Source organism: Flavobacterium zhairuonense, from assembly GCF_004352915.1.
Classification (GTDB): Bacteria; Bacteroidota; Bacteroidia; order Flavobacteriales; family Flavobacteriaceae; genus Flavobacterium; species Flavobacterium zhairuonense.
In genome coordinates this window covers 132,554-148,689 of sequence record NZ_SJSY01000075.1, presented here as the reverse complement: position 1 = coordinate 148,689, position 16,136 = coordinate 132,554, and the positions used below count along the sequence as shown (strand labels likewise).

Annotated in this window: 19 protein-coding genes; 5 read left to right on the top strand and 14 right to left on the bottom strand. The window is 32.4% G+C overall.

Annotation, left to right across the window (positions count from 1 at the left end; all coding sequences use genetic code 11):
• Positions 1-73: 73 nt before the first annotated feature.
• Positions 74-1,129, top strand: coding sequence for a 3-isopropylmalate dehydrogenase (gene leuB / locus EYY60_RS17245; protein ID WP_132990551.1), 1,056 nt, complete (start codon positions 74-76; stop codon positions 1,127-1,129).
• Positions 1,130-1,263: 134 nt separating this feature from the next.
• Here leuB and EYY60_RS17240 read toward each other — a convergent pair whose 3' ends face one another.
• Both EYY60_RS17240 and EYY60_RS17235 read right to left on the bottom strand, forming a co-directional pair.
• Positions 1,264-1,611: an RNA recognition motif domain-containing protein gene (locus EYY60_RS17240; protein WP_132990550.1), complete on the bottom strand. Its 348-nt coding sequence runs from the start codon at positions 1,609-1,611 to the stop codon at positions 1,264-1,266.
• A gap of 131 nt (positions 1,612-1,742) precedes the next feature.
• Positions 1,743-2,228 carry a DUF6252 family protein gene (locus tag EYY60_RS17235; protein WP_132990549.1) on the bottom strand — a complete coding sequence of 162 codons (486 nt, stop codon included), beginning with the start codon at positions 2,226-2,228 and terminating at the stop codon, positions 1,743-1,745.
• Positions 2,229-2,423: 195 nt separating this feature from the next.
• Between EYY60_RS17235 and EYY60_RS17230 the strand changes: the two genes are divergently transcribed.
• The 3 genes from EYY60_RS17230 (at position 2,424) to EYY60_RS17220 (ending at position 4,321) form a co-directional block, all read left to right on the top strand.
• Positions 2,424-2,984: a 30S ribosomal protein S16 gene (locus EYY60_RS17230; protein WP_132990548.1), complete on the top strand. Its 561-nt coding sequence runs from the start codon at positions 2,424-2,426 to the stop codon at positions 2,982-2,984.
• A gap of 16 nt (positions 2,985-3,000) precedes the next feature.
• Positions 3,001-3,525 (top strand): ribosome maturation factor RimM, encoded by a 525-nt coding sequence (rimM, locus tag EYY60_RS17225; protein WP_132990547.1) that lies wholly within the window; start codon positions 3,001-3,003, stop codon positions 3,523-3,525.
• An 88-nt stretch (positions 3,526-3,613) separates the two neighbouring features.
• Entirely contained in the window at positions 3,614-4,321 is a 708-nt protein-coding gene (locus EYY60_RS17220; RefSeq protein WP_132990546.1) for a tRNA1(Val) (adenine(37)-N6)-methyltransferase, read from the top strand.
• Positions 4,322-4,371: 50 nt separating this feature from the next.
• Here the strand turns inward: EYY60_RS17220 and EYY60_RS17215 are convergent, their stop codons facing one another.
• The 5 genes from EYY60_RS17215 to EYY60_RS17195 form a co-directional block, all read right to left on the bottom strand.
• Positions 4,372-6,024, bottom strand: a complete 1,653-nt coding sequence (locus EYY60_RS17215; RefSeq protein WP_132990545.1) for a S41 family peptidase — start codon at positions 6,022-6,024, stop codon at positions 4,372-4,374.
• Between the two features lie 57 nt (positions 6,025-6,081).
• Entirely contained in the window at positions 6,082-7,374 is a 1,293-nt protein-coding gene (locus EYY60_RS17210; RefSeq protein WP_132990544.1) for an HlyD family secretion protein, read from the bottom strand.
• Positions 7,375-7,377: 3 nt separating this feature from the next.
• Positions 7,378-9,570, bottom strand: coding sequence for a peptidase domain-containing ABC transporter (locus EYY60_RS17205; protein WP_132990543.1), 2,193 nt, complete (start codon positions 9,568-9,570; stop codon positions 7,378-7,380).
• Between the two features lie 468 nt (positions 9,571-10,038).
• Positions 10,039-11,148 carry a TlpA family protein disulfide reductase gene (locus tag EYY60_RS17200; RefSeq protein ID WP_132990542.1) on the bottom strand — a complete coding sequence of 370 codons (1,110 nt, stop codon included), beginning with the start codon at positions 11,146-11,148 and terminating at the stop codon, positions 10,039-10,041.
• A gap of 77 nt (positions 11,149-11,225) precedes the next feature.
• On the bottom strand, positions 11,226-11,414 hold the full coding sequence (locus EYY60_RS17195; RefSeq protein ID WP_132990541.1) for a hypothetical protein: 189 nt from the start codon (positions 11,412-11,414) through the stop codon (positions 11,226-11,228).
• Between the two features lie 212 nt (positions 11,415-11,626).
• Here EYY60_RS17195 and EYY60_RS17190 point away from each other — a divergent pair, with 212 nt between their 5' ends.
• Positions 11,627-11,968: a helix-turn-helix transcriptional regulator gene (locus EYY60_RS17190; protein ID WP_132990540.1), complete on the top strand. Its 342-nt coding sequence runs from the start codon at positions 11,627-11,629 to the stop codon at positions 11,966-11,968.
• 333 nt (positions 11,969-12,301) lie between these two features.
• Here the strand turns inward: EYY60_RS17190 and EYY60_RS17185 are convergent, their stop codons facing one another.
• The 7 genes from EYY60_RS17185 to EYY60_RS17170 all read right to left on the bottom strand — a co-directional run bounded on the left by EYY60_RS17185 (position 12,302) and on the right by EYY60_RS17170 (position 15,938).
• Positions 12,302-12,496, bottom strand: a complete 195-nt coding sequence (locus tag EYY60_RS17185; protein WP_132990539.1) for a hypothetical protein — start codon at positions 12,494-12,496, stop codon at positions 12,302-12,304.
• Between the two features lie 149 nt (positions 12,497-12,645).
• Entirely contained in the window at positions 12,646-12,828 is a 183-nt protein-coding gene (locus EYY60_RS17180; RefSeq protein WP_132990538.1) for a hypothetical protein, read from the bottom strand.
• A gap of 366 nt (positions 12,829-13,194) precedes the next feature.
• Positions 13,195-13,323 carry a hypothetical protein gene (locus EYY60_RS22530; RefSeq protein WP_262711224.1) on the bottom strand — a complete coding sequence of 43 codons (129 nt, stop codon included), beginning with the start codon at positions 13,321-13,323 and terminating at the stop codon, positions 13,195-13,197.
• A 158-nt stretch (positions 13,324-13,481) separates the two neighbouring features.
• Positions 13,482-13,688 carry a hypothetical protein gene (locus tag EYY60_RS17175; protein ID WP_132990537.1) on the bottom strand — a complete coding sequence of 69 codons (207 nt, stop codon included), beginning with the start codon at positions 13,686-13,688 and terminating at the stop codon, positions 13,482-13,484.
• A gap of 111 nt (positions 13,689-13,799) precedes the next feature.
• Complete coding sequence (locus EYY60_RS22525) at positions 13,800-13,931, bottom strand: hypothetical protein (RefSeq protein WP_262711223.1); 132 nt, start codon at positions 13,929-13,931, stop codon at positions 13,800-13,802.
• A gap of 219 nt (positions 13,932-14,150) precedes the next feature.
• Positions 14,151-14,285, bottom strand: a complete 135-nt coding sequence (locus EYY60_RS22520; RefSeq protein WP_262711222.1) for a hypothetical protein — start codon at positions 14,283-14,285, stop codon at positions 14,151-14,153.
• A gap of 96 nt (positions 14,286-14,381) precedes the next feature.
• A complete protein-coding gene (locus EYY60_RS17170) occupies positions 14,382-15,938 on the bottom strand; it encodes a vitamin K epoxide reductase family protein (RefSeq protein WP_132990536.1) in 1,557 nt (518 codons plus the stop codon).
• Positions 15,939-16,136: the final 198 nt, after the last annotated feature.

Below are 16,136 nucleotides of genomic sequence, written 5' to 3'. Positions count from 1 at the left end.
TTTAGTCTGCTTTTAAAACTTTGAACCTTTGTCTCTTTGTCACTTTGAACCTTAAAATAATAAATATTAAAAAATGAAATTAAACATAGCCCTTTTAGCCGGAGACGGAATCGGACCAGAAGTAATTGAGCAAGCAGTAAAAGTATCAGATGCAATTGCACAAAAATTTGGACATGAAATTACTTGGAAACCAGCTTTAACCGGCGCTGCTGCAATTGACGCAGTAGGCGAACCTTATCCAGATGCAACACACGAAGTTTGTAAAAATGCTGATGCGGTTCTTTTTGGAGCAATCGGACACCCTAAATACGACAACGATCCCTCTGCGCCTGTGCGACCAGAGCAAGGTTTATTAAAAATGCGTAAAGCATTAGGTTTGTTCGCAAACGTAAGACCAACTTTTACTTTCCCATCTTTATTAGATAAATCTCCATTAAAAAGAGAAAGAATCGAAGGAACTGATTTGGTTTTCCTAAGAGAATTAACTGGTGGAATTTACTTTGGTGAAAAAGGAAGAAAAGACAACGGAGATACAGCTTATGACAACTGTGTTTACACAAGAGTCGAAGTGCAGCGTTTAGCTAAAAAAGGATTCGAATTAGCAATGACTCGTTCTAAAAAATTATGCTGCGTTGATAAAGCTAACGTTTTGGAAACTTCACGTTTATGGAGAGAAACTGTTCAGGCAATGGAAAAAGATTATCCAGAGGTTGAAGTTAGCTACGAATTTGTTGACGCTGTTGCAATGCGTTTGGTTCAATGGCCAAATTCTTATGACGTATTAATTACGGAGAACTTATTTGGAGACATCTTAACAGATGAAGCTTCTGTGATTTCTGGTTCAATGGGATTAATGCCTTCTGCATCTATGGGAGCTAAAGTATCTTTATTCGAACCTATTCACGGATCTTATCCACAAGCTACCGGATTAAATATTGCCAACCCAATGGCTACGGTTTTATCTGCTGCTATGATGTTCGAAAACTTCGGATTAATGGAAGAAGGAAAAGCAATGAGAGATGCCGTAAATAAAGCTTTAGAAGCTGGCGTAGTTACTGAAGATTTGGCAAATGGAGGTAAAGCATACGGTACCAAAGAAGTAGGAGACTGGTTAGCTGCGAATGTATAATTAAAGAAATCGTAGAGACGCACCGCAGTGCGTCTTCTCGTTATATTAGACGCACTGCGGTGCGTCTCTACAAAAAACAACAAAAAAAAGGGATCAACTTTCGTTGATCCCTTTTATATTTTAGAAAAAAAATATTAATATCCTCCTCTGTTTCCGCGATCATCTCCTCCACGGTTGTTTCCGTAACCACCACGATTGTTTCCTCCGCGGTTGTTGTTAAAACTTCTTCTTTCTCCTTCTGGTTTTGGCTCAGATTTATTTACAACGATTGTACGACCTGATACAACAGCACCGTTCAATTCGTCGATAGCTTTTTGAGCTTCGCTATCATTTGGCATTTCAACAAAACCAAAGCCTTTACTTCTTCCAGTAAATTTATCAGTAATAATTTTAACAGAGTCAACTGTTCCATAAGCCTCAAAAGACTCTCTTAAATCTGCTTCCTCAATACTGAATGGAAGGCTTCCAACAAAAATATTCATAGATATTTATTTATAATAAGAAACAAATGTAGTCTTATTTTTTTCTAATCTACTATATTCTAGTTTATTTATGTTTTTATTTAGATTTTAAAACCAAATCTTTTTGAAATCATGCAACAAAAAAGAAAAAACTAAAACAAAGCTCTTGGCGTAATTGGAATTTTATAGAAAACGCCTTCTGTAAAAGCAACTTTCGGATTGTCTAAGTCTGATGTGTTGTTATTTACAGCATTAAATTTGAATGTCCCTGAAATGGTATTATTTTCCATATCATAATCCGTAATTACAATTTGGCCGCTTCCTTTTTTTGTCCCTGTAGAAAATTCGCTTTCTTTCCCTGGAAAAGTATTGGCGTAAGACGCTTTCACAATATCATTTACACCTAATATATAAGTCTTTTCTACAGGATTATTATCCACTTGCAGAATCACTTTTTCATAACCCAAAGAACCTTCAATTACAAAATTTCCTTCTATCGAAAATGCCGCATTGTGGCCAACAGCCCTCCAAAACACATTGTCTTTTAAGCCTTGAAACGCTGGATTATTAAATTTTATATCTTCCGTGCAAGATGCAACAACAAATAGAAGCGATAAAAAATAAAAGTATTTTTTCATATTCCGTGGATTTGATGCAAAAGTATTGCATTTGAAATAAATATCTAAAATTTCACTCTAAAAACAATAAAAAAAAGACTGATTTTTGTTTTAACAACATTTAATAATGTTTGGAACGTATATTTCATAAAAAAATTATATCTTTGCGCCCTTAATTAACAGAGGTCGAGTACCTCAAAATTTAATCACTAGATTATGTCAGTAAAAATTAGATTACAAAGACACGGTAAAAAAGGAAAACCTTTTTACTGGGTAGTAGCTGCAGATGCACGCTCAAAAAGAGATGGTAGATACTTAGAGAAAATCGGTACTTACAATCCAAACACTAACCCAGCAACTGTTGAGTTAAACCTTGACAGCGCAGTTAAATGGTTACACAATGGTGCTCAACCAACTGATACTGCAAGAGCTATCCTTTCTTACAAAGGTGCTTTATTGAAACACCACCTTGATGGAGGTATCCGTAAAGGAGCTTTAACTCAAGAGCAAGCAGATGCTAAATTAGCAGCTTGGTTAGAGGCTAAAGCTGGAAAAGTTGATGCTAAAAAAGATGGTTTATCTAAAGCGAAAGCTGATGCTAAAGCTACAGCATTAAAAGCAGAAAAAGAAGTTAACGCTAAACGTATCGCTGACGCTGCTGCTGCACAAGCTGAAGCTGCTGCCGCTGCGCAAGCTGAAGAGGCTACAGAAGAAGTTGCTGAAGCTACTGAAGAAGCTCCTGCTGCTGAAGAGAATAACGAAACAACTGAAGCATAATTTTACCTTAGCGATAATGCGTAAAGAAGACTGTTTTTATTTAGGTAAAATCGCTAAAAAATTTAGTTTCAAAGGTGAAGTTCTGATCTATTTAGATACAGACGAACCTGAGTTATACGAAAACCTGGAATCAGTGTTTGTTGAACACAACAAACACTTGGTTCCTTTTTTTATTGAAAAAAGTTCTTTACATAAAAACGACTTTTTAAGAGTTAGTTTTGAAGATGTCAATACCGAAGAGGATGCAGATGCTCTTGTTGGAAACGGTATTTATCTTCCATTAACTATGTTGCCAAAACTTTCCGGCAACAAATTCTATTTCCACGAAGTTATTGGTTTTGAAATTGAAGACAAACGTTTGGGTGTTTTCGGAAAAATAACTTCTATAAATGATTCTACTGCTCAGCCACTTTTCGAAGTTTTAAATGGCGAAGTTGAAATCCTTGTCCCAATGATCGACCATTTCTTGGTTAAAATCGATCGCGAGAACAAAAAAGTCATCATGGATTTGCCTGAAGGTCTTATCGAAATGTACTTATAAAAGTTGATTTGTTTAATCGGTTAATTGTTTAATCGAAAAGCCACACTTCATTTCCTTTCAAAATCTTCATTAATAATACTAAATCAAAATGTTTACATTCAAGCAATTTTCTGTAAAACAAGACAAAACTGCAATGAAAGTTGGTACTGATGGCGTTTTGCTTGGTTCTTGGGCTCCAATTTTTCACAATCCATTTAGTGTTTTAGATATTGGCGCAGGCACAGGAATTATTGCTTTGATGCTGGCGCAAAGAACAAATGCAGAACAAATTGATGCACTTGAAATTGATGAAGACGCCTACGAACAAGCCGTAGAAAATTTTGAAGCTTCTCCTTGGGGCGACCGATTATTCTGTTTCCATGCTGGTTTAGATGAATTTATTGAAGAACCGGAAGACGAATATGATTTAATTGTTTCAAATCCGCCTTTTTATTCGGAAGATTATAAAACCGACAATGAACAACGTGATTTAGCACGTTTTCAAGATGCAATGCCTTTTGAAGAAATTGTTGAGGCAGCCGATTTATTGCTTTCAGAAAACGGAATTCTAGCAGTTATTATCCCTTTTAAAGAAGAAGAAAAATTCATCGCGCTTGCAAAAGAATTTGAATTATATCCATTAAAAATTACTCGAGTAAAAGGCACTCCAAAAACAGAAATCAAACGCAGTTTATTAGCTTTTAGCCGAAATGAAATTTCTGAGATTGAAATTGATGAATTAGTTATCGAAATTGATAGACATGTTTATACACCGGAATATATCGAATTGACTAAAGAGTTTTATTTGAAGATGTAAAAAAAACATCTTTGTCAAAGTTTCAAACTTTGACAAAGATTTGTAATTTATTATTTACCATTTCTAGCAAAAAGAATGGCTCGATCCAGAATCTCATCTTTTCCTTGCTGAATACCTAAAATAGTTGGTTTTACTTCGATATCAGGAACAACTCCGATGCGTTGCACTTCTTTTTTGTTTGGATAAAAAACACCGTAACAAGTAAACGACGAAGAAAATCCTTTAATGATCAAAAATCTGGCATTTGCGCCATCTGCACCTCCTGTTTGAGAACCAATAACAGTCGATTTAGGAACTGTTTGCAGCGCCATCGCAGTATGTTCGCCGTGACTAACTGCATTTTCATCAATTAAAACAATTACTTTTCCCTTATAATTATCGGAATTAATCTTTCCTATTTTTTCTTCCTCTTCTCTCCAAATATAACGACCTGGATAATTAACATCGGGATCAATATATTTCACGTATTCGACAGGCTGAGGATTAAGCCAATCTGCAAGCGGATATATAACATCATGAGGTCTTTGCCTGTCATCAAAAATTATAGCATTTGTATTTTTAAGAGCAACTACCAAATTTGGAATATCTTCTTCGTTAACTCCTCCAAAATTTACGTAGCCAATATTTCCTTCTAGAATTTTCCATTTTTCCTGTTTAGGAAATTGAATTTTTAAATCTTGATATTTATATCGATTTATTGTTTTTTCTGCTGTTTTTCCGTCTCTGATGAATTCGATCTTAAAAGTTGGTGTTTTTCCATTAAAAATCGTCCAATAGGCATTTCTTAAAACCGAAGGTTCATTTGACCCTTCAACATATTTTGAATTTTCTCTTAGAAGCTGAGCAATCGTTTTTCCTTCTACTTTTGTGATTACATCGCCAATTTTAAGATCGCTGATTTTTGCCAAAGAGTCATTTTTTAAACCTATAACAACGGCTTTTTGATCAATAATTTTAACATCAACAGGAATAAATTTATCACCGAAATATTCGAACATCTGAGGCACTTGAGTAGAAGCGTGCGTATCATTTATTTTTATAGAAATTTCGCGCATTGCTAAAGCAAAATCTTTTTCTGATTCTGGCGCAATAATTCTAGGAAGAAATTCATTTAATGATTTATCCCAATTTTGATCCATTTGGTATTTATAAGGAAAAAAATATTCGATGCAATTCCAATATCTGAATAACGTCAACAGACGAAGATTTTTGTCCGTCCATTTAAAATCTGCATATTTTACTTCATTTTTAAATTGTAGTGGAGGGCCATTACTGCCAAATTCATAAGCAACATAATACTGTTTTTCCTGAATTCTATTTTCTTCAATAAATTTCAATTTTTTCGAAAGTGATTTCGAGAACAATTCTTTATTATTAACCCAGGACAAATCGAAGTTTTTATCAAAATATTCTTTTTTTACAACAGGTTTTAAAGTTTCCTGCTTTTTAATTTCTCCTAAAGAATCAACCCAATTTTCTATCACAAGAGAAAAAGCTTCAGAGGTTTGAGCCTCTTCTACTTTTGGCAAAATTTGAAACAATTGTTCGTCCCAATTTTTACTTCCATCAGCCACATTGGGATGATAATATTTTAGAAATCCCCAAACTTTGCATACTGCCGCTAATTTTTGGGTTTCATTTATAGGTTTTGAAAAAGAAATTTGAAATAATAAAACAAAGACAATAAGTAATACTTTTTTCATTTAATTTTTTGTGGTTTTGGTTATATAGTTATAGATAGTTTTGGATTAAAAATTGCCTTAAACCTGTTCAAAAATATTTTTAAACTGATACAGAATTCGTTCAATCAAGCGCAAGTCTTCGGTTACAATTTCTGCTCTTCCTTTCATTTCCTGCTGAAAAACAATCTGTTTGTTATATGATGTTTTAAGTCCGTTTGGCAATGCTACGTCAAGCAATAAATTCCCATCTTTATCTGGAACCAACGATATATTTCTTATTTCTCCTTTCAAAACCCCAAATTCTCGATCTGGATAATTTGACAAGCGAATATTGACACGCTGGCCAACTTTTATTTTACCCGAATTCAATGCCGGCGCTTTTACTTTTCCGATATAACCATTTTTAGCATCAGGAATAATCGAAAACACATTATCACCTATATTAATAGTTTGACTTTCATTCCAAACCTGCAAAAAGGTTACAACGCCACTAATTGATGATTTTAGTGTATATGCCAATTCCCAGTCTTTGATTACTTTTTTAAGCTGATAAAATGACTGCGCCATGTTTCGTCCCAAGTTAACCTCTTCTTTAGTACCACTTATCTGAGAAGTTTGGCTTAGTTTTGTATTATCAATCAAAGCCGATTTCAATTGTGAAATTGAAGACAAAAGACCTTTATAGCTCTTTTGCGCTTGCAAATAGCCCAGTTTTTTGGCTTCCATTTCCTGAGCCGAAATAATTCCTTTATTGTACAAAGTCTCGAAACGGGCAATTTCATTCTTCTGAAGCTGTAGCTCGCTTTCGTTGATTATCTTTTGTTGTTGCAGAATTTCCAATCTTTCCTTGATCTGTACTTTTTCCGAAATTTGTGCTCGGTTTTCAACCTCAAAAGGTTTTAAATTTTCGTTTAATTTTTCAGCTTCATAATCTTTCTGAAAAACCCCAAAAGCGCTCTCAATTTCGCCTAACTGTAGATTTTTTAATTTAGCAAATGGAAATTCTTTATTCGAATCGTTGATATTATAATTCTCCACAATACTTTTCAGCAAAAAAACATCCTTGTAATTTGCCGTATTTTCGATAATCGCCAGTGTAGTGTTTTTAGCAACTGTTGCTTTGTTTTTAATCAAAATAGCCTCAATTCGCCCAGATGATTTCGAAACGATTTTTTCTGGCGGAATATTAGTTGTAATCACGATTTCAGTATTTACAACATCCGGATATTTCACAAACCAAGAAACAAAAAAAAGCATGACAATGATGACAAAAATAAGAACAGTCCCCCACCTAATCATCCAGTGAGGCACTTTTGTTAGGATGTCTTGAACTTCCTCGCTTCTTAATTCTAATGCATTATGATCTTCCATGACTTAATTCCCTAATTGTAATTGGTTTTTAACGAGTTCAAAATAATTCCCTTTTTGCTCAACAAGCGCAGAATGATTTCCGATTTCAATAATTTTCCCTTTATCCAGCACGACAATCTGATCTGCGTTCATTACCGTGCTCAAACGATGCGCGATCACAATTACGGTCTTGTCTTTAAAGAAAATATCCAATTTTCGCATAATCTCCTTTTCATTATTGGCATCTAATGCTGAAGTTGCTTCATCAAAAAACAATATTTCAGGATTTTTATAAACCGCTCTCGCGATAAGCAATCGTTGTTTTTGCCCTGCACTCATCCCCGTTCCTTCTGCACCGATTTTTGTATTGTATCCAAGCGGAAGCTCACTTATATATTCCTTGATATTGGCTACATCAGCCGCGTACAGCAACCGTTGTTTATCAATTTTATCAACTCCAACTGCAATATTATTAGCGATTGTATCACTAAAAATGAAGCCTTCTTGCATGACCGCTCCAATATTTGAACGCCAAGCTCTTTGCGAAATATTTCTAAGTTGGGCATTCCCTATCGTAATTTCGCCTGTTTCAGGCTCGTAAAACTTCAAAAGCAGTTTCATCAAAGTCGTTTTTCCGCTACCGCTGGTTCCCACTATAGCGGTTACTTTGTTGGCAGGAATCGTTAGATTTAGATCTTTCAAAACAGGAACATCAGATCCTAAATATCGATAACTTAGATTCTTTATTTCGATGTCGGCATCATACGGAACTTCGCTTGTCTGACTGCTTTCCTGTTGTGTTTCATCTTCTTTTTCATGAATTTCAGATAATCTTGCCAATGAAATTTTAGCATCCTGAAGCTCTCTAACAAATTCAATAAGCTGGGTAATTGGCCCATTCAAACTTCCAACAATCGAACTGATAGCCAACATAACTCCAAGCGTAATAGATCCGTCGATCACTAATTTGGCAGAAAGGAAAACTATGAAAATATTTTTGAGTTCATTAATCACTGACGAACCTATAGTCTGTGTCTGCTCTAAAACCAAACTTTTTATAGAAACCCTGAACAATCTTGCCTGTACATACTCCCAGCCCCAGCGTTTTTGTTTTTCGGCATTGTGAAGTTTGATTTCCTGCATCCCGTTGATGAGCTCCATCACTTTGCTTTGTTCCTGCGAAACTTCCGCAAAACGTTTGTAGTCCAAAACTTCCCTTCTTTTCAAAAAAAGTGTAATCCAGCCAAAATAAAGAATACTTCCGGCAAAAAAGACTAAAAAAATCTGCCAATTGAAATATGCCAAAACTGCACCTAAAACAAACATATTTATAACCGAAAATAAAACACTTAGAGAAGAGGTAGTAAGAATTTTTTCGATTCGGCGATGATCATTGATGCGCTGCATGATGTCTCCTGTCATTCTCACATCAAAAAATGAAATGGGAAGATCCATCAGCTTGATGAAAAAATCTGAAATCAGAGAAATATTGATTCTGGTGGAAAGATGCAGCAATATCCAGCTTCTGATGAGTTCTAAACCTGTCCTTCCGGCAAAAAGAAACAATTGCGCAAAAAGAATCAGATAAATAAAATGAAGATTTTGATTTTGGATCCCGACATCAACAATACTTTGGGTCAAAAAAGGCACAATTGCCATTATCATACTGCTTGCCAGCAATCCGATGCTCAACTGCATCAAATATGATTTATAGCGCAAAACATATTGCGACAACAAACCAAAACCTAGTCCTTTATTGTCCTCTTTATCAAAATCAGATTGGAAGAATTTTGGTGTTGCTTCCATCAATAATGCAATTCCTTCATTGGTTACATCATCAGCATTATTACCAATCCAGAATTTTAAGAAATCCTCTTTGTTGTATTCAATCACTCCAAAAGCAGGATCTGAGACATAATAAATTCCCTTTTTTATTTTATACAGTACAACATAATGGTTTTTATTCCAATGCAAAATAGCAGGCAACGGCGCTTCATCTAATTTTTCAGCACTTAATTTTACACCCAGTGTTCGAAAACCAATTTTCTCGGCCGCATCGCTCAAAAAAAGCAAATTGCTTCCTTCACGAGTTGTTTCACTGTTGTCACGCAACTCCTGAATTTTGATTGTTTTTCCGTAATGTTTCGCTACAATTTTTAAACATGTCGGTCCACAATCTTTATGATCTGCTTGTTTATAATGAGGGAATTTTTTCAATTTTTAATTATTTCCTACGTTGAATGGTAAATTTTGGTTCTGCTAATGTAATATTTATCGGGCACTTTTAGAACTTTTTACTTCCATTATAATTCTTTTTAAACCAAAATAAATAATACATTATTCCTTCAAATTGATTTTTATAATAAATTCTACCATTATCAAACGTTATTCTACCAGTTAATCCCTCCAGAAGAATAAAATCAAAATGAGCCTTAATTTCCCTTCCTTGTTCTGCCTTTTTTTTCGATAAAACATAATCGAGGCATTTTATTCTGTTCTTTTAATTGTGTCACAAAATGATTTGGCAATAACTCTATGTCAGAAAAGGGAAAATGTATAGCTTGACTATTATATTAATATTAAAAAAACTTAAAGTATCAGTAATAGACAATAAAGATGGAAAATTAGGATGTGAATGCATTTGAAATGCAAATTCATTTTTATCTATTCTAATATCATTTTTTTTTAAAATGTTGAAATAGGAACTGTAATTCGTCTGTCATAATTATCAAACTGTTTTTTAATTTTATAAGAATCAATCAGCAGTTTTTCCAGTTCTTGCGGTCTAATGTTTTTTTGAATAACTTCACCTTTACTATTAAGCAGATAATTAGTTGGAAATGCTGTTATTTTTTCTCTAGAAGCAAAAACAGCATTTTCGTCAAGATAATTTTTCCAAGGTATTTTCTTTTCAACTATCCTTTTCTGCCAATATGTTTCTATGTTTTCTGTTTTATCAGTAGAAATACCGATTATATTCAATCCAACTGAATTATATCTTTCATAAAGATTAATCCACTTTGGCATTTCTTCTAAGCAAGGACGACAACGGCTAAACCAAAAATCTATTAAAGTATATTCAGCCTTGGGTATTTCCAATCTTTCAGTTGTCAAATCAATGTTTTTTAGTATTATCTCAGGAAATTTTAAATTTATTTTAATCATAATACCTGAAAATTCCTCGTTTATTTTTTTCCAAAGAATATCATTTTTAATTTTTTGGGAAAAAGACTGCAGGCTTTTTTCATATAATTCCGTATATCCCTCTTTATTAAACCTTCCTATTAAAAACCAAAGAGCAACATACGAATCTGGATATTCTTTAATATAATCATAAAGACGTTCATCTAAGCTTTCATCAAAACTATAAAAATGAAAACTTTCTTTTTTGTCTTGAAAAATATATGGAATAAATCTATTTATAAACTCTTTATTGGTTACACCATTTGATTTTTTTATTCTGTAATCCGAATCAAAAGATATTTCCGTGGTTGTACTATCAATGAAGCAATAATCAAATCTAAGTTTGCCACTGTTTCTTTCGCTAGTTAAACTAATTACATACATTTGAGGATAATGAACACTAAACTTTAAATGAAATTCATTTTGAATAATTGGGGAGCTTAGAAAATTATTTTCATAATATTTTTCATCCAAAAATAATCCAGGAATAAAAGAAATAGTATCCTTAATATTTTTTTTTACTACAACTTTGCCATGCATAATAACTTTAACTTGACAATAAATCAATCCAGAAATAAATAAAGTACAAATTATAACTATTTTCTTTAACATTCTTTAAATCATTTAAAAACAAACTTTACAACTAATATGTAGTGAAATTTGTTTTTTACATTTACGATAATTCAACATTATGCGATGCAACAACTATTACATTCCCCAACTTGTCCATCCATAGTTGTAGCGCATCCAGATGTGCAAGCACGAGTTGACACACAAACAGCTCTACTACTACTATAACTACCTGCCATGATAGTTTTCATTTCTTTTCTTGATAATTTTTCTTTAGCTAATTCAAGAGACATTTTTTGAATTTTCATAGTTTTTAAAATTTAAGAATTATACATTTCAAAAAATCAAAAATGAAATTGTCGCGATCAATTAAATATTAAGATTTGTATTATAAAAATAACAAGCTTAAAGGCTAGATAACCATTTTTTGTAGGAATTTTTTAGGCTATTTTTAGGAAATTCAGAAAAAAGTTTAAAATTTATTAAGAAATTACTGTATATTGGCTTTTATTTAACAACTATGGAACATGAAAAATTGATAAAAGCCAGAAAAGAAAAAGGTTTTACACAAAAAGAAATGGCAGAAATGCTTGCCATGGAGCAAACTACTTATTCTAAAAAGGAAAGAGGAATTTCACGTATACGCGAAAACGAATGGGAAAGTTTTGCTAAAATTTTAGACAAAGATATTGAAGCTATCAAAGGAAAAATGGAAGACTTAACTAGTAATCATGAATCTAATCACATAACCAATCTTAATGTTATTGAAATAATAATAAAATATACTCAAAAACTAGAGGAAGAAAACTTTTTGTTAAAGGAATTACTAAATAGACAAAGACAAAAAACAGAAAAGAAATAAATCAATTCTGTTTACTATTAAAAAAATGAAATTAGGAGATCCATCAGCTTGATGAAAAAATCTTAAATCCAAGAAATATTGATTCTGGTTGAAAGATGCAGTAATATCCAACTTCTGATGAGATTCAAGTTTATAGCGATTTTATACAAAAATTCCTAAAAAAAACAAAAAAGCAATGACTAAATTATACTGATTCGCTTTGAAATAATTAATGTTTTTATTTTATTAAAACTGTTTTATCAAATAGATTTATTTACCGATTTAAGTTATGAAAACATAAAAAAGCTTTGCTAAATAAATAGCAAAGCTTTCTTGTATTATTTAGTATAAACTCTAAGAGTCTGCTGGACATTTCTGATCAATAAGCACTTCACAACTTTCGCCATCTCTAGTATGTATAATTCCTAAAAGAATCTGTGTTCCTGGACAATAGCAAAGTTCAGTGCCCGGATCTCCACCTCCAACTATATTTTTTCTTTCATTAATACTTAAAATTTCAACTCCCGCTAAATTTTTTAATTCTTTCATAATTGATTTTTGTTTGATTTTTAATAGAATAATTTATTTTGAACAATATAATTATATTCACTTCTCTTAGATCTTAAAAAATTTGCCAAAATTTAAAACAATATCAAAAAGACATCTTTATTTTGGCAAGTTTACTTTATCTAAAATGCTTATTCACATGGCTCATTAGGATCTGTTACACAAATCCAATAAGCTGGTGAAGTTGCTGTTCGCGGACATCTTTTAGCGGTCGTATTGTTTTCGCAAACTGGTGCATTACCACCTATAATTCTTTGTTGTTCTTCTTTGCTTAATTCAGCGGCTCCATTTAATTCAAAAATTTTCTTTAACATACTGTGGCTTTTTTGGGTTTTTTGTTAATGCTTCAATCCTTTTTAGACATTTGAAGCTTCTGTCTTTTCTGTTAAATTCTATTTGAATCTGAATGAAATAAGTTTAAAAAAAAAGCAGTTAGAAATGTTTTTCTTACTGCTCAAATTATTTCAATTATTCGATAACTTTAATTTCTCTAGGATCTGCCGCTGGTTAACCTAACCAAATAAAATCAACGCAGCGGCTAATTTCCTGAGAATCCCGACACCAATCATCAATGTTGGGATATTTGCTCAATGTTCCACGATCGAGCGCCTATAGATTCAAAAAAAAACATGACTAAATTTTTGAAAGGCTTTATATTGTTTATTTATGAAATTTAATATTTAGCAGCATAATCGGCCTGTGTTGCAAATACCTGGCACAGTATCCATTGGACAAACTCCGCCAGTTGGTATTAAAATACATCCTGCCTCAAGAGCATGAATCCAACATTCAGGAATACCTCCCTTCATTGTCTTTTGCTCATTTTTACTGATCTTTTGCGTATGTTTCAGACTTAAAATTTTCTTTATCATAAAATTTAAATTTACTATTAGGTCTTTTTTATTTCTGAAACATCCTCAACACTTCAAGTTATTGGCTTATTTTAGGCTTTTTAAAAGCTTAAAACCTACCCGGCAACCAAAGCGTCAGAATAGCTCATTTCTAACGCAAAATAGTCTGTACAGTCTTCATATGACATTGATGACACATAATCCCATGCGTTACATTTAGACACATTCTCTTTTGCATAATTACCAAGAATCAGTTTTTGCTCGTTGGCAGTTATTTCCTGTGTCCCTTCTAGATTTAAAATATTCTTTAGCATAATCTTCAATTTTTAGTTCTCCTTCATTTATTCTTCAAAACGGCAATCTATATTCTATTCTTCAATTCTTATGAAATGCAAAGAAGCTTTCAAACTTCTTTGCACTCATTACTAAGTATATTAACACTTGTATTCTTTTTGTGCCCAATAATCCCAACACAATCCTGGAGGCATATTTCCGCCGGCAATATTTTTTTGTTCCTCTTTTGATAATTTTTTAGTCCCTTCCGATTTTAAAAATTTTTCTAACATGATGTGTGTGGTTTTTGTTTTTTGATAATAGGACTTCAATCATTTTAAGACACTTGAAGCTTATGTCTATCCCTGTGCCGGAATTTAATAAAACCGCTAAGCTATTTTTTCCAGAACTTAAACTTCTTCAGTAAAATCGTTTAAGAAGTATTTTAGTTCGCTCAGTTCATACTTGTGAAATGAAGAGAGGCTTTTAAACTTCTTCGCACTATTTTCTTTTTATGGACATTTAAAATATCCTCTATTAATATCCCAACACATTCCAACTTCAGGGAAGGTTCCGCCTGCAATATTTTTTTGCTCTTCTTTTGATAGTTTTTTAGTCCCTTCCGATTTTAAAAATTTTTCTAACATGATTTGTGGTTTTTGTTTCTTGTTAAATAGGACTTCAATCACTTTAAGACACTTGAAGCTTGTGTCTATCCCTGCGCAGGAATTTTAGTAAAGCCGCTAAGCTATTTTTTCTAGAACTTCAACTTCTTCAGCAAAATCGTTTAAGAAGTATCTTAGTTCACTCAATTCATATTCGTTTGGAAACAATTTTTCGTTTACAATCTTAACTGGGGTATAATTAAAATTGTTTTTAGAACACCACTCATATTGTTTGTTGATCTCTTGGTTTATCAAGATACTTACAGGCTCAACATGCCATTTTTTCAACCATTTTTTAAGGCTCATTTTTTTGATATGCCAGTCTGAAATCGCTTCAACAGTTTTTCCTGGCGTTGTTCTGTTGATTGTCAAGATTCTTTCCACAATTATTTTATATGGATTCTCTGTATTTTCTGGATTTATATTGAATAAAACATTCAAATAAATCTTATCTGGGAATCTTAAAACAAGATCAAATGCTTCGTGAAATGTTTTGTGACAATGTCCACAACTTGGACTTATTATTATTGATAATTTTATCGCTGCACTTCGGCTTCCAAAATTCAAACCTCTCAACTCTTCCAATCCATCTGCATCAGGCACTTTTTTAGCTAAGAAATTTAATAACGAATAATTTCTTTTGAATTTTTTCAGCTCTTTAAGCGAGTTTTCACTTTTCAAAACATTTTTAATCATAGGTTTCACTGCCAACCAAATTGGAACTAATAAAGCCAATGAAAAAACGAATGGGAAAACACTTTCGAAACTAAATGTCAAAGTGAATAAATCTGATGAAAACCAGATAAAGCTTTGAACAAAAATCAAAAATGACACCATCAAACACATTACGCACCATTTCTGAAGTTCAAATTTTTGAATCCAAATAGAGGATACTATAATAGGAATGGCCATAAGACTTAAAAAACCAATAAAAATTGATGAACTTAATGGCTGAATTAATATCGCTACAAAACTTGATGTAAAGAACATTAATGGTAAATCAGAAAAATTGAAAGCTTTATTTTCTGAGCCTTCATTTGAATTGATTACCGAATTGCAAGACGAATCGGAACTCAAATTGCAAAACTTCGCTATTATGCTATTTTTAAAACCTAATTTTTCTTGAGCAATAAATACGCTCACTATAAATCCTAATGTTGATGTTATTAAAAAAACAACACTAAAAAAATCATATGTATTATAAAAGAAAGACAAGCCAATCAAAAGCAAAAACGGCAACGAATACTTTAACCAATTGTATTCTACTTTAAAATTTTCTCTTGCAATAACATTATTAGGCTCAATTGCCACAATAACACCATTCCAATCTAAAAGAAATTTTTCGTATGCTAATTTTTGAACTCCTTTTTTAATAGTAGTAATGCGAACATAATTTTTAGCTTTTTCGACTAAAGCAAGTTCTTCTTTAAAATAAGCTAGAAAATTTGAAGGCAAATCTACTATTTGTTCTTTCGGAACTCTGATGGCTGCGTTTTCTACTGACAATAAATCCAACGAATCTGTTATCGCAAATAAACTTGGATAATTAGGATGAGACAAAAACAAATCCTTGAACTCATTTTTGATCTCTGAGTATCTATTTATTTGTAGAAATTTTTGGACTAGTTTCAACATCTTTTTCGACTGCGTTTAAATCATTATTACAGTACAAAGATTGTGGTTTTTATCGAGAAAAAGTGACCTTTGGTAGACATTTTATCAATTATACTACATACAATTTATAAATTATACCAGTCATTGGTAAAGTTTTAATTAATTGAAAATCAAATATTTACATAGATTTTTTTTGTTCAAAAATTGTCAAAACCCAAA

Coding starts and splice junctions, on each gene's coding strand:
- EYY60_RS22525 (WP_262711223.1), bottom strand. CDS start 13,931: ATGTTAGAAAAATTTTTAAAATCGGAAGGGACTAAAAAATTATCAAAA.
- EYY60_RS17180 (WP_132990538.1), bottom strand. CDS start 12,828: ATGTTAAAGAAAATTTTTGAATTAAATGGAGCCGCTGAATTAAGCAAA.
- EYY60_RS17230 (WP_132990548.1), top strand. CDS start 2,424: ATGTCAGTAAAAATTAGATTACAAAGACACGGTAAAAAAGGAAAACCT.
- EYY60_RS17210 (WP_132990544.1), bottom strand. CDS start 7,374: ATGGAAGATCATAATGCATTAGAATTAAGAAGCGAGGAAGTTCAAGAC.
- EYY60_RS17200 (WP_132990542.1), bottom strand. CDS start 11,148: ATGTTAAAGAAAATAGTTATAATTTGTACTTTATTTATTTCTGGATTG.
- EYY60_RS17220 (WP_132990546.1), top strand. CDS start 3,614: ATGTTTACATTCAAGCAATTTTCTGTAAAACAAGACAAAACTGCAATG.
- EYY60_RS17215 (WP_132990545.1), bottom strand. CDS start 6,024: ATGAAAAAAGTATTACTTATTGTCTTTGTTTTATTATTTCAAATTTCT.
- EYY60_RS17240 (WP_132990550.1), bottom strand. CDS start 1,611: ATGAATATTTTTGTTGGAAGCCTTCCATTCAGTATTGAGGAAGCAGAT.
- rimM (WP_132990547.1), top strand. CDS start 3,001: ATGCGTAAAGAAGACTGTTTTTATTTAGGTAAAATCGCTAAAAAATTT.
- EYY60_RS17185 (WP_132990539.1), bottom strand. CDS start 12,496: ATGAAAGAATTAAAAAATTTAGCGGGAGTTGAAATTTTAAGTATTAAT.
- EYY60_RS17170 (WP_132990536.1), bottom strand. CDS start 15,938: ATGTTGAAACTAGTCCAAAAATTTCTACAAATAAATAGATACTCAGAG.
- EYY60_RS17235 (WP_132990549.1), bottom strand. CDS start 2,228: ATGAAAAAATACTTTTATTTTTTATCGCTTCTATTTGTTGTTGCATCT.
- leuB (WP_132990551.1), top strand. CDS start 74: ATGAAATTAAACATAGCCCTTTTAGCCGGAGACGGAATCGGACCAGAA.
- EYY60_RS17195 (WP_132990541.1), bottom strand. CDS start 11,414: ATGAAAATTCAAAAAATGTCTCTTGAATTAGCTAAAGAAAAATTATCA.
- EYY60_RS17190 (WP_132990540.1), top strand. CDS start 11,627: ATGGAACATGAAAAATTGATAAAAGCCAGAAAAGAAAAAGGTTTTACA.
- EYY60_RS22530 (WP_262711224.1), bottom strand. CDS start 13,323: ATGAAGGGAGGTATTCCTGAATGTTGGATTCATGCTCTTGAGGCAGGA.
- EYY60_RS22520 (WP_262711222.1), bottom strand. CDS start 14,285: ATGTTAGAAAAATTTTTAAAATCGGAAGGGACTAAAAAACTATCAAAA.